Origin of the sequence: Pseudoxanthomonas sp. LjRoot143 (assembly GCF_964252945.1) — a bacterium.
In the GTDB taxonomy this organism is placed as follows: Bacteria; Pseudomonadota; Gammaproteobacteria; order Xanthomonadales; family Xanthomonadaceae; genus Pseudoxanthomonas_A.
Window position 1 is genome coordinate 1,271,737 of sequence record NZ_CAXUPM020000001.1, and the last position, 12,027, is coordinate 1,283,763.

The window sequence follows — 12,027 nt, forward strand, 5'->3', positions numbered from 1 at the left end:
GGCGCGCCATGCTATCAGTAACCTCGATAACGGCGGCGATGGCCGAGGATTGAGCGTCGCGACCGCGCCGCGCCGTGCGGTCCGGTACCGGCATGGCGATGCGCGGCCTGTCCGGTTCTCCCCGGCGCCGTCGTGCTTACCTCGTCAGCCCGCCGGGGAGCCGCGGGCCCTTCCGGAGAGACCGAATGCCGACTGCACGTGCGTTGCGTCCGCTGCTGTTGTTCGTGGCGATGATCCCGTTCACCGCTGCGCTGGCGCAGGCGCCTGTCGCCAAGGTCCAGCCGGTCACCGACGACTACTACGGCACCCAGGTCACCGATCCCTACCGCTGGATGGAGAGCGGCAAGGACCCGGACTGGATGCCGTGGCTGCAGGCGCAGGCGAAGCACACGCAGGGTGCGTTCGCCGCGATGCCGGGTCGGGCTGCGCTGCTGGCCGACGTCGCGGCGCGCTCCGGAGAACTGACCACGGTCGGGCAGGCCGAGCAGGCCGGCGGCCGCGTCTTCCACGAGATCCGCGCGGCCGGCGAGCAGGACACCAAGCTGATGGTGCGCGAGGCCGATGGCCGCACCCGCGTGCTGCTGGACCCGAGCACCCTCAAGAACGCCGACGGCGACCAGGTGATCGATCGCTGGTCTGCCTCGCCAACCGGCCGGCACGTGCTCGTGGCGCTGTCCAAGCGCGGTACCGAGCATTCCACGCTGCGCGTGCTGGAGGTCGACGGCGGCGCCTTCCTGCCGGTCGCGATCCCGCATGCCTGGATGATGGGGTGGACGCACGACGGCGAGGCCTTCAGCTACCTCAAGTTCCTCGGCGAACCCGGCACGCCCACGTACTTCGTCGGCAACGAACCGCGCCTGCATCGCCTGGATGGCACGTCCGAAGACACCGTGCTGGCCGTGCGCGGGCAGGGTGGCATCAGCGCGAAGGCCGAGCAGTTCCTGCCGGTGATTTTCGATCCGGCGAGCCGCACCGCCCTGGCGATGGTCCGCGACGGCCGCAGCGAGGTGGCGATCTACCGCGCCGATGCCGATCGCGCGATGGCGGGACAGGCGACCTGGACGCCGGTCGCGGGATTCGACGACGTGGTCGTGGACTTCAGCCTGGATGGCGACCGGCTTTACCTCATCTCGAAGAAGCAGGCGTCCGGCGGGCAGGTGCTGCAGATGTCGGCGACGGCGCCGGACCTGGCCACTGCACGTGCCGTGGCCTTGCCGGGTAAGCCGGTGATCGAATCGATCCTGGCGGTGCGCGACGGCCTGCTGGTGCGTACCGTGGACGGTCCTGCCTCCGGGCTGTGGCGCGTTGGCGGTGACGGCAAGGCGCAGCAGGTCGCACTTCCGTTCGACGGCCAGGTGACCGCGCTGCAGGGCTGGGCGCAGTCGCCCGATGTGCTGGTGGCGATGACCGGCTGGTTTACCCCGGCCACGATTTACCGCTTGGACCTGCGCGATGGCCAGTTGAAGGATCTGGCGCTGGTGCCGCGGCCGCCGTTCGATACCACCAGCTACGAGGCGAAGCGCAGCCAGGTGGCCGTGCGCGACGGCACGCAGGTACCGTACACGCTGGTGATGAAGCGAGGCGCCACCCTCGACGCCACCACGCCGGTGTTGCTGGAAGCGTACGGCTCGTACGGCTACGCCGCGCTGCCGCGCTTCAATGCGCGCCTGCTGGCGTTCCTCGATCGCGGCGGCGTGTATGCGCTGGCCAACGTGCGCGGCGGCGGCGAGTTCGGCCGCGACTGGCACTACGCCGGCAAGGCGGCCACCAAGGCCACGACGTGGCGCGATGCCATCGACGTGGCGCAGAGGCTGGTCGCCGACCAGATCGGTTCGTCGACGTCGATCACGCTGATCGGCACCTCCGCCGGCGGCGTGATGCTGGGCGGTGCCATCAACGAGCGCCCGGACCTGTTCGCGGGCGCCATCGCCAATGTCGGTTTCATGAACCCGGTCCGCTACGTCTCGGAGCAGAACTACGCCGACATCGAGGAGTGGGGCGGACCGATCACCGATGCCTCGACGTTCAGGACGATGTACGACCTGGACCCGTACCAGCACATCCGTGCCGGCCAGGCGTACCCGCCCACGCTGGTGGTGTCGGGCCTCAACGATCCCCGCGCGGCCACCTTCCACAGTGCCAAGTACGCGGCGCGTCTTGCGGCCGCGCAGGACGGCAGGGTGCCGGTGCTGCTGCGCCTGGACTTCGGCGCGGGCCACGGCATGGGCTCCAGCCGCAGCCAGCTGGACGAGGTGTGGACGGACATCTACGCCTTCACCCTGGCGCAGGCCGGACGCACGGATTTCGCGTCGCCTGCCAAGTGACCCGGCCGCCCGGGTGCAGGTCATGCGCTCGGGTTCCGCCTACAGCACCGGCCACCACATGAAGGCGGCGGCCGCGACACTGCCGGCCAGCGTCAGCAGGGCGAGCATGCCGAGTACGCCCCCCATGGCGATCTGGAATCTCGCGCTTCGCGAGCGCTCGGCACGGAAGTACAGTTCCAGCACGGCCAGCGGCAGCAGCCAGCTGGCGACGCTGACGCCGATGAAGACCGGGCCCTGATAGTCGATCTTGACGCCGAGCGGGGTCAGCAGCAGGCCGGCCAGCATGATGCCGATACGCAGGAACCACACGCCGTTGACCAGCAGCCAGGCGCGCAGGGCGTGGCGGCGGTGGGTGGCGATATCGCGGCGCAGGGCGCTGCGCCAGGCCAGCACGGCGAAGCCGAGGATCAACAGGCCATTGAGGGAGGTCGACAGATCGCTGCCGATGCCGAGCCGCGAACCGCGCACCCACACCAACCAGAAGCCGGCCAGCGTGACCGCGAGGGCGACGGCGAGGAACAGGCGTCCGTTCCAGCGGTGCACGGCCGGCCAGCGCCGGCGCAGGACCGGAATCAGTTGCCAAGTGCCGGCGAATGTCACCAGTCCGCCCAGTAGCGCATGGCCGAGGAACTGGACATTGCCGACGATGTCACCCGGCACGTAGCCGGTGACATGCGGCTTGGCGTTGACGCCGGCGACATCGCCGGTGGCGAGGGCGCCGCCAAAGAACAGGGCGATGAAGACGACGAAGGCCCATTGGCCGAGGGTGGCGGTGGCGAACCAGAACATCGCGCCGCCAGACAGCAGGCGCGATGGGGTGGGGCGAAGCGATGCGTTCACGGGGCGTCTCCAGCGGTAGATGCCCGGCACGATGGCGACCGCTGCGGGTGTCGTCCCGCCGATTCGCGAATCGGCCAGCCGGATCGGCGATGGAAAATCGGTGTTCACGCGAGGGTGGGGCGTGACCGATGGCGCTTGCCGCCGACGGGCCTGTCGTCGACCCTGAAGGCGGACACGGGAGGACGATGCGATGCATGGCTGGCAGGCGATGGTGACGGGAATCGCGGTGGCGGTGGCGACGATCTCTTTGCTGGTGCTCCTGCTGCGGCGCTCCCGGCGCGACGCCGAGGTGCTGTTCGCGGTCGTCAGCGGCTCGATGGCGCTGTCGCTGATGTCGCCCTGGATGCACGGCGCACCGACCTGGATGCTGTGGGCGGTCGCCATCGGCGGCAGCGCGACCTGCAACGGATTCTGGCTGGTGTCGCGGGCGCTGTTCCGCGGCGACGGCGGCGTGGGCCGTGTGCAGGTGGGCGTGGCCGCCGGTGTCGCCTTGCTGATCGCGGGGTATCGCGTCGCCAGCCTGGGCGTGCAGGGCGAGATGTCGCCGTGGGCATCGGCACTGGACAGTCTGCTGACGCTGGCCAGTTCGACCCTGCTGGTGCTGACCTTCGTGGAAGCGTTGCGTGGCTGGTCGCCGCGGTTGCCGCGCGCCGAGCGCCGGCTGCGTCTGGGGTTCATGGCGGTGTTCGCCGGCTGCGTGCTGTCGACGACGCTGATCGGTGCGCTCGGCAAGACCTGGCCCGCCTTCGCGGACACGCGATCCGGGGCGATCGCGCTGTGCGTCATGGTGATCGTGCTGTTCACCCACGTCGCGCTGCGCCACCGCCGGCGCGCTCCGTTGGCGACACGGACCCCGCCAGCGGCAGCGTCGGGAGCGCAGGAGGACGAGTCGTCGGCACCGCGCACGCAGGGTCCATTGACGGCGGAGGACGTGCGACTGGCAGCCGCCCTGCAGCACCAGCTGGAGGTGCTGCAGGTCTACCGCGAACCGGAACTCAAGGTGCTGGACCTGGCCGGGCGGTTGCGCGTGCCGGAGCATCGATTGAGCCGGCTCATCACGCAGGCGCTGGGCGAGAAGAACTTCAACCAGTTGGTCAACCGGTACCGCATCGCCTACGCCTGCCGCCGGCTGGCGGAGCCGGAGGCGGCCGACAGCATCCTCGATATCAGCGGCGATGCGGGCTTCGCCTCGCTGGGCCCGTTCAATCGCGCCTTCAAGGCGGCGATGGACTGCACGCCCAGCGCCTATCGTGCGGCCTGCCGTGTGCAGGTGGTCGAGGCCGTCGCCGACGACAGCACGGAGACCGCGCTGCCGTCGGCGCCACGCTGAGGACGGAGCTCAGCCGCGTACCGCCGCCTCGATCTTCGCGACGTCGATCTTCTGCATCGTCATCATGGCGGCGAACGCGCGCTTGGCCACCGCGCGGTCCGGGTTCGCCATGGCATCGGTCAGCACGCGCGGGGTGATCTGCCAGTTCAGGCCCCACTTGTCCTTGCACCAGCCGCAGGCGCTCTCGCGGCCGCCGTTGCCGACGATGGCGTTCCACAGGCGGTCGGTTTCTTCCTGGTCGTCGGTGGCGATCTGGAACGAGAACGCCTCGCTGTGCTTGAACGCATCGCCGCCGTTCAGGCCAATGCACGGAATGCCGAACACGGTGAACTCCACCGTCAGCACGTCGCCTTCCTTGCCGGACGGATAGTCGCCCGGCGCGCGGTGCACGGCCTTCACCTCGCTGTCGGCGAAGGTCTTCGCGTAGAAGTTCGCCGCTTCCTCGGCGTCGTTGTCGTACCAGAGGCAAATGGTGTTCTTCGGGGTCATGGCAATCTCCAGGAGCGGATGCAGGACAAAGGGGTGGGGCGATCATCACGCCCCGGTGGAAACGTCGGGTGAAAAGCGGGCGCGATCAGTCGTTTGCGAACGAGCCGGTGCGCACGTCGCCGTTGCGCAGGTAGCGGCTGACGGTCACGCCGGTCTTCGTGGTGCGCGAGGCGGCCAGCCGGAACGACGCGGCCTGCGTACGGTCGTCGAACAGGCGCTTGCCGCGCCCCAGCAGGACCGGATACGTCAGCAGGCGCAGCTCGTCGACGACATCGCTGGCCAGCAGCTGGTGCAGCAGGTCGCTGCTGCCCTGGGTCACCAGGTCCGGTCCATCGCGATGCTTGAGCGCGCGCACCGCCGAGACGACGTCCGCGCCCAGCGCATGGCTGTGCTGCCAGGCGAGCGTGTCCGGATGATGGGTGGCGACGTACTTGGTGGCGCCATTGAAGGCATCGGCGATGCCGCCGTGCGGCGCGTCGCTGGGTACCTGCGGCCAGTAGCCGGCGAAGATGTCGTAGGTGCGCCTTCCCAGCAGCAGCGCGAACGGCTGCGCGAACAGGCCGTCCATCGCCTCGTCTTCGCCCGCGTACGGCCACACCCAGCCGCCGTGGGCGAAGCCGCCGCTGGTGTCCTCGTCCGGCCCGCCCGGGGCCTGCATGACGCCGTCGAGGCTGACCATGACGGCCGCGATGAGTCTGCTCATGTCGTGCTTCCCGGCGGATCGTCAGGTCCGCCTCTCCACCCTGCGACGAACGGGCACGGACGGAATCGACACGGCTGCCGGATCCGGCCGCCGGCGGCACCGGGCGGACGGGACGTCGTTTACACCCAGGGCGACAGCGCGATGCTCAGCTGGGCCTGGAAGCCTTTGCTCGACGCCACCGGGACCGCGAACAGCGTAGGCGCGGTCTGCGCCACGCCGACGGCCTTCTTGCCCATGCGGGCGACTTCGGCCGCGTTCTTGGGCCCTGTCGCCCAGTGCTCGTCGGCCCAGACATAGCGTAGCGCCCAGGTACCGTCGTCGTTGCGCTTGGCGAAGAGCACCAGGGTGTCGCGGAACAGGAACTCGCCGGGGATGTGCTGCTTGAGGAACAGCGCGCCGTCCACTTCGTAACCGGCGGTCGACACGGCCAGGTCGATCGAGAACGACACTTCGCTGCCGGCAGTGATCTTCGAACTGTCCAGGTAGACCGAGAACAGCGTGGGCGCGCGGGCGTTGCGGATCAGGTTGCCGTCCTGGTCGAACAGTTCGGCGTACTCGCGCCGCACCGCGCTCTCGTGCGCCTTGGTGCGCGAGGTCAGGTCGTAGGTGTAGGCGCCGCGCGGCGCCACCGTGGTCTCGATGTAGTACGACGAGGCGATCTTCTTGCCGCGCTTGCGCGCCTGTTCGATCTCCGGTGGGAACGGCAGCGCGGTGATGTCCAGCCGTGCGGTGGCGCTGAGGTCGCCGAACAGGAAGCGCGACAGGTTCTGGTAGCCCTCTTCGGAATTGACGATGCCGAAGAAGCCGCTGTGGCTGCGGTTGACGAAGGCGCGTGGACTGTTGGCGACGTAGGCGTTCTCGATCCGCACCAGGCCGTCGCTCATCTGCCCGGCGGCCATCGCGGACAGCCCGTGGGCGACGGCATAGTCGCGGCTGTTGGTGCCGACCAGGCTGAAGAAGCGCTCCGGCGGGAAGCCGGAGTCGCCGAGCGTGTTGACCTTGTCCTTGGGTACGTTGAGGTACTTGGCCATCACGCCGCGGTTGAAGTTGTTCATGTCGTTGATCGACAGCAGGCTGGGCACGTTGATGCCGCCGACCTCGATGCCGTTGTGCGGGGTGGCGTAGGTGAACACCTTGTCCACCAGTCCGCGCACCTCGGCGGTGGCGACGTCGGGGTTCTGCAGCAGGCAGCGGCAGATCAGGCCGCCCATCGAGTGCGCGACCAGGTAGACGCGGAACGCCTTGCGGTCGGCCTCGTTGTTGCCGCAGATGCGTTCGCGCAGGTCGACGATGCGCGCGGCCAGCGCCTTGGCGGCCTCGGGGATCGACAACGCCTTGCCGTCGCCGAACGCAGGATCGGCGGCGTCGTAGTAGCGATGGATCACGATGCTGCGCGGCGACAGCTTGCCGGCGTTCTCGGCACCAGCGGCATAGGTGTCGCGGTAGTCGTAATCCTTCATCAACCGCACCAGCGGTGATTCGAACACGAACTTCACGATGCGCCCGTCCTGCGCCTGGCGGATCTTGGTCGAACCGGCCTCGAAGCCCATGTAGGGCGTGGAGGTGGTCTGGATCACCTCGTCGCGGGTCATCGCATAGCCGCGCACATAGATGATCGGATAGAACGGCCGCTGGATCCTGGCCATGGGCTTGCCTCCCTTCGTGTCATCGCATGATTACCCGAGGTTCACGACAAAGCCGGCGTCCGAAGGACAGGGGCCGTGCATGCGTCCACCGGTCCGCAGCGGTTAGGATGAAGCTCCGATCCATGCGATGTCCAATCGAGGTGGCATGAACAGGCGACATTTCCTTGGCAGTGCGGCACTGATGGCCGCTGCGTCCACCGTACCGTTCGCGCTCGGCTCCACGGCGTCGGCGGCGACCCCGCGATCGCGCCTGTTGCCGCCGGCGCTGAATCCCGGCGACACGGTCGCGCTGGTGAGTCCGTCGGGTGCCACCGACGAGCCGTTCGACCTGCAGCTCGCGCAGGAAGCGATGGAAGCGCTGGGCCTGAAGGTCAAGGTGGCGCCACACCTGGCATCCCGCTACGGACACCTTGCCGGCACTGATGCGGAGCGGGCCGGGGATCTCAACGCGATGTTCGCCGACCGCGAGGTGAAGGCGATCGTCTGCGCCCGCGGCGGTTCCGGTGCCGCGCGCCTGCTTCCGCTGCTCGACTACGCGGCGATCCGTCGCAACCCGAAGATCCTGCTCGGCTACTCCGACATCACCGCGCTGCACAACGCGCTGCTGTCCCAGGCCGGGCTGGTCAGCTTCCACGGTCCCATCGGCATCGGCAGCTGGAATGCGTTCAATGCCGAGCAGTTCCGCCGCGTGTTCTTCCAGCGCGAACGGATGCAGTACGCGAACAGTGCCGACAAGGGCGACGAACTCGTGCAGCGACGCAATCGCACCGTCACCCTCACCGGCGGCAAGGCGCAGGGCGAACTGGTGGGCGGCAACCTGACCGTGCTCACGGCGCTCGCCGGCTCGCCGTACCTGCCCGACTTCAGCGGCAAGATCCTGTTCCTGGAGGACGTATCCGAGGCGCCGTACCGCATCGACCGCATGCTCAGCACGCTGCGGCTGATGGGCGCGCTGGACAAGGTGAAGGGCATCATCTTCGGCGAATGCACCGACTGCGATCCCGGCGGCGGCTACGGCTCGCTGACGCTGCCGCAGATCTTCGACGACTACTTCACGCCGTTGAAGGTGCCGGTCTATCGCGGCGCGATGATCGGCCACATCCGCCAGCAGTTCATCGTCCCCGTCGGCGGAAAGGTCGAGATGGATGCGGATGCGGGCACGTTCCGGATGCTGGAGCCGGTGTTCGCCAGCTGACGCCGGTCGGTCCCGGCTTGTGTCCGGGACCGGGCGGTGTGACTATCGGGACGCAGGGGGCCTCGAGGCGATCGGCATTACGGCAGGCCGCACCCACGGTATGCGGTCGGGTGGTGAGCGTTCGCTTCACTTGCAGGGAATCCCGCCATGCCGTCATCGCCTCCCGTCGTGTCGATCGCGGCCTGCGCCGACACGATCGGCGCGCGTGTCGCCGGCCACCTCGACCACCTTTGGCGGCTGGCCATGCAACCGCAGGGCGGGGTGGCCGATGCGGACTGGTTCCGCCTGATCTCCGGTGAACCTCATCCGTTGGGCAACGTGGCCATCCTTGCGTGGGACGACCATGACGAGGCGGCGATCGCCGCGGTCACGCCGCTGCTGGCCATCGCGGAGCCCTCGGCCGTCATCTGCCTGCACGGCGCCAGCGAGCATCTCGCCGGCGTGCTGTCGGCGCGCGGCTTCCAGGCGCACGGTGCGATGCCGGCGATGGCGGTGGACATCGGCGCGCTGGCGCCGACCTCGTTGCCGCCGGGCCATACGTTCCAGCGCATCGTGGCGGACCGGCGCTTCCGCGAATGGACCGACGTGGTCGCCAGCGGCTACGAACTGCCGCGGGACCTGGCACGGATGCTCTCGCCCGAAGCCCTCGGCGCCGACGCGACCGACAACGCGGCGATCCAGTTCTTCGCCATCCTGGAAGGCGATCGCATCGTCGCCACGTCGATGATGTTCCTCGACGACGGCCTGGCCGGCCTCTACTGCGTGGCCACGCTCGCCGACGCGCGCGGGCGCGGACTGGGCACGCATGTCACTGCTGAGCCGCTGCGGCGTGCGCAGGCGCTGGGGTACCGCGTGGGTGCGCTGCAGTCGTCCGACGCGGGGTATACGGTCTATCGGCGCCTCGGTTTCCGGGACGTCGGCGCGGTGCCGCTGTTCGTCCGCATGCCGGCCGGCTGAGCGGCGTTCGCTTCCGTCGTCGACGGATTCAGCGGCGGGGCTTGGCTGCCTTGCTGTCGGTCGCTAGCGGGGCATCGGTCGTATCGGCTTGACCGATCTTCCGCAGCGTCGCGGTCGTCCCCAGCACTTCGATGGTGCCGCCTGCACGGCGGAAAGCGTCCATGTCGGCTTCCAGGGTGTCGTGGGTCAGCGCGCCGCGGTCGCCCGCGGGGCGACGGGCGAATACCCGGCTCGGTCCGCGCGGCGTATCGCCCTGCGTGTCGTCGGAAACGGTTTTGCGTGGACGGCCCATGGTGTCTTCCTTCAGTACAGCGTGAGCGGGATACCCCGCGTGGTGCGATCCAGGTAATCCGCGCGCACGTCGCGGCAATAGGCGCCCGACATGACGAAACGTCGGCAGATCTCCGGGCGGGTGTCGTAGATCGAGCAGCACATGCGTGCACTGTCGATCGCCACGCACCAGCCTTCTTCGTCGCGTGCCATCACATGCAGGCCGGCGTCGGTATGCGTGGTCAGGTGGGCGGGAATGCGGTCTTCCGGCTGCAGTACCACCGTCAGCCGGCAGCACACCGCGTCGCAGCGTTCGCACAGCGGTACCTTCGGTGCGGCGACGGCATTCATGCGTTCAGCTCGCGACGGTAGTGCAGCAGGCGGCCGCGGTGCGGCGGGCCATCGGCATCGTCCATCGGGCACGGTTCGGACTCGACGCTGAAGCCCTGTCCATCCAGCAGGCGGCTGAAGCGGGCGCTGTTGCCGCGGCCCGGATCGGTGATCAGCACTTCCGCGCGCGGCGACGCATGCCGTTCGATGACATGGCTGAGCACGTCCGCACTGTCGCGCTCGTACAGCACGTCGCTGGCGATGATCAGGTCGAACCGTCCCAGCGTCGGCAAAGGCGTATCCCAGCGCAGTTGCCGGTAGTGCAGGGCAGGCAGGCCGTTCAGGGCCGCGTTGTAGGCGAGGAACACCTCCGCCAGCGGATGCACGTCGGAGGCGACCACGTCCGCACCACGCTGCTGCAATACCAGGCTGGCAAGGCCGATGCCGCATCCCAGTTCGAGGATGCGCTTGCCGGCGATGTCGAACCGCTGCATCGCCTGCGCCAGCAGGCGGCCGGCGGGCCACACCTGGCCGAACAGGCTCCATTGCGCCGCGGAGATGCCATTGCGTGCGCCATGCCCATCGGGATCACCGAACTGCTGCTTGTCGCTCAATACGCGCAGGCGATACACATGGCCGCCGACGGCGTGGCGGGTCTCGCGGACCTGATAGCCCGACATGGGCGCTCCCGTGGGGGCATCCGCGCGCGCAGGGAGCGGGATGCGTGAAGGAAAGCGCAGCGGGCGACGTTGTCGGCGGTCGGACGGGACGCAGAAGGGTGTAACGGGGCCATCCTACGCTGTCGGCTCCGTTCGCGCCTGAAGCACGCCGCTGGAACTGAACGGGCGGGTCAGGTGGCGACCGACGGCATCGGACTGGCGGACGGCCTACATCAGCAGGCAGTCGATCCCGTCGAGCACGATATGGATCAGCAGGCCGATGCCGAACCAGCGGGTCCTCTTCGGCAGCACCAGTCCGGCATAGACCGCGATGGCCGGCCAGGTGTGCAGCGGATGGAAGCCGATGCTGCAGCGGCCGGGCGCATAGATGGGATCGGCGAGCAGATGGTCGAGATCGATCACCCAGCCTGCCAGCATCCACAGGGCGGCGCGTTTCCAGTCCTTCGGCCAGAACACCCGCGCGACGACGACCGGCACGATGACATGCAGCAGCAGGTGGAGCGGGGCGCGGATCTCGAAATCGGACACGACGGATTCAGGGGCGCGTGGCCAGCCAGCGGTCGAGCTGGTTGGCGAACGCCTGGCGGTCGCGGGCGTTGAAGGCGGCCGGGCCGCCGGTCTGCACGCCTGCGCCGCGCAGTTCGTCCATGAAATTCCGCATCGACAGGCGCTCGGCGATGTTGTCGGGCGTGAACCGGTCGCCGCGCGGATTGATCGCCTGCGCGTCCTTGGCCAGCACGCGCGCCGCCAGCGGGATGTCCTGGGTGACCACCAGGTCGCCGGCCTGCGCGCGTTCGACGATGGCGTCGTCGGCCACGTCGTAGCCACCCTGGACCTGCAGGGCGCGGATGAAGCGCGAGGGAGGGGTGCGCAGCCACTGGTTGGCGACCAGCGTGACCTGCACGCGGGCGCGCTCGGCGGCGCGGAACAGGATGTCCTTCACCGGCGCGGGGCAGGCATCGGCATCCACCCAGATCTGGGCGGCGGGGCCCCCACCGTCCGTCATTCCGGTGCGTTGTCGGACTCGGATTCCGGTGCCTCGGGGGCACCGTCGGCGCGGCCGGCGTCGCGTTCGGCACGCTTCCTGGCGTCCTTCTCGTCTTTCTTCTTCTTCTTGGCCAGCTCGCGCTGGCGCTTCTCGAACGAATAATTGGGTTTGGCCATGCTGGGGGGGTCCTGTAATGAGGGGTGGGCGCCGGAAAAGGCCGGGCGCCAAGGCCTACACGATAGCCGGCTTCCACGCGGGTGTCCTGCGGCACGTGG

The 12,027-nt window shown here is 68.9% G+C and carries 14 protein-coding genes; 4 read left to right on the forward strand and 10 right to left on the reverse strand.

The annotated features are described in order from the left end of the window. Positions 1 to 185 precede the first annotated feature (185 nt). Positions 186 to 2,324 carry a prolyl oligopeptidase family serine peptidase gene (locus tag ACSQ1W_RS05940; RefSeq protein WP_436042256.1) on the forward strand — a complete coding sequence of 713 codons (2,139 nt, stop codon included), beginning with the start codon at positions 186 to 188 and terminating at the stop codon, positions 2,322 to 2,324. Between the two features lie 39 nt (positions 2,325 to 2,363). On the opposite strand, the gene ACSQ1W_RS05945 is transcribed toward ACSQ1W_RS05940, so the two are convergent. Beyond that, the gene (locus ACSQ1W_RS05945; RefSeq protein ID WP_436042258.1) at positions 2,364 to 3,164 is read right to left on the reverse strand and encodes a DUF2306 domain-containing protein; all 801 of its coding nucleotides are present in this window, start codon (positions 3,162 to 3,164) and stop codon (positions 2,364 to 2,366) included. Between the two features lie 190 nt (positions 3,165 to 3,354). On the opposite strand from ACSQ1W_RS05945, the gene ACSQ1W_RS05950 reads away from it, so the two are divergent. Then, complete coding sequence (locus tag ACSQ1W_RS05950) at positions 3,355 to 4,494, forward strand: helix-turn-helix domain-containing protein (RefSeq protein ID WP_436042260.1); 1,140 nt, start codon at positions 3,355 to 3,357, stop codon at positions 4,492 to 4,494. Positions 4,495 to 4,503: 9 nt separating this feature from the next. Here the strand turns inward: ACSQ1W_RS05950 and ACSQ1W_RS05955 are convergent, their stop codons facing one another. The 3 genes from ACSQ1W_RS05955 to ACSQ1W_RS05965 form a co-directional block, all read right to left on the reverse strand. Beyond that, positions 4,504 to 4,983 (reverse strand): VOC family protein, encoded by a 480-nt coding sequence (locus ACSQ1W_RS05955; protein WP_436042262.1) that lies wholly within the window; start codon positions 4,981 to 4,983, stop codon positions 4,504 to 4,506. Between the two features lie 85 nt (positions 4,984 to 5,068). Then, positions 5,069 to 5,686 (reverse strand): dihydrofolate reductase family protein, encoded by a 618-nt coding sequence (locus ACSQ1W_RS05960; protein WP_436042263.1) that lies wholly within the window; start codon positions 5,684 to 5,686, stop codon positions 5,069 to 5,071. Between the two features lie 119 nt (positions 5,687 to 5,805). Next, on the reverse strand, positions 5,806 to 7,332 hold the full coding sequence (locus tag ACSQ1W_RS05965) for an esterase/lipase family protein (RefSeq protein WP_436042265.1): 1,527 nt from the start codon (positions 7,330 to 7,332) through the stop codon (positions 5,806 to 5,808). Positions 7,333 to 7,477: 145 nt separating this feature from the next. Between ACSQ1W_RS05965 and ACSQ1W_RS05970 the strand changes: the two genes are divergently transcribed. Both ACSQ1W_RS05970 and ACSQ1W_RS05975 read left to right on the forward strand, forming a co-directional pair. Then, a complete protein-coding gene (locus ACSQ1W_RS05970; RefSeq protein ID WP_436042267.1) occupies positions 7,478 to 8,527 on the forward strand; it encodes a S66 peptidase family protein in 1,050 nt (349 codons plus the stop codon). Positions 8,528 to 8,674: 147 nt separating this feature from the next. After that, on the forward strand, positions 8,675 to 9,484 hold the full coding sequence (locus tag ACSQ1W_RS05975; protein WP_436042269.1) for a GNAT family N-acetyltransferase: 810 nt from the start codon (positions 8,675 to 8,677) through the stop codon (positions 9,482 to 9,484). 28 nt (positions 9,485 to 9,512) lie between these two features. On the opposite strand, the gene ACSQ1W_RS05980 is transcribed toward ACSQ1W_RS05975, so the two are convergent. From ACSQ1W_RS05980 to ACSQ1W_RS06005, 6 genes are all read right to left on the reverse strand, one after another. Beyond that, entirely contained in the window at positions 9,513 to 9,776 is a 264-nt protein-coding gene (locus ACSQ1W_RS05980; protein WP_436042271.1) for a hypothetical protein, read from the reverse strand. An 11-nt stretch (positions 9,777 to 9,787) separates the two neighbouring features. Next, entirely contained in the window at positions 9,788 to 10,105 is a 318-nt protein-coding gene (locus ACSQ1W_RS05985) for a YkgJ family cysteine cluster protein (protein WP_436042273.1), read from the reverse strand. Beyond that, complete coding sequence (locus tag ACSQ1W_RS05990; RefSeq protein WP_436042274.1) at positions 10,102 to 10,764, reverse strand: class I SAM-dependent methyltransferase; 663 nt, start codon at positions 10,762 to 10,764, stop codon at positions 10,102 to 10,104. Before ACSQ1W_RS05990 ends, ACSQ1W_RS05985 begins: the two co-directional genes overlap by 4 nt. A gap of 207 nt (positions 10,765 to 10,971) precedes the next feature. Next, the gene (locus ACSQ1W_RS05995; protein ID WP_436042276.1) at positions 10,972 to 11,292 is read right to left on the reverse strand and encodes a DUF6122 family protein; all 321 of its coding nucleotides are present in this window, start codon (positions 11,290 to 11,292) and stop codon (positions 10,972 to 10,974) included. Between the two features lie 7 nt (positions 11,293 to 11,299). Then, positions 11,300 to 11,770: a YaiI/YqxD family protein gene (locus ACSQ1W_RS06000; RefSeq protein ID WP_436042278.1), complete on the reverse strand. Its 471-nt coding sequence runs from the start codon at positions 11,768 to 11,770 to the stop codon at positions 11,300 to 11,302. Then, the gene (locus ACSQ1W_RS06005) at positions 11,767 to 11,928 is read right to left on the reverse strand and encodes a hypothetical protein (RefSeq protein ID WP_436042280.1); all 162 of its coding nucleotides are present in this window, start codon (positions 11,926 to 11,928) and stop codon (positions 11,767 to 11,769) included. Before ACSQ1W_RS06005 ends, ACSQ1W_RS06000 begins: the two co-directional genes overlap by 4 nt. Positions 11,929 to 12,027 lie beyond the last annotated feature (99 nt).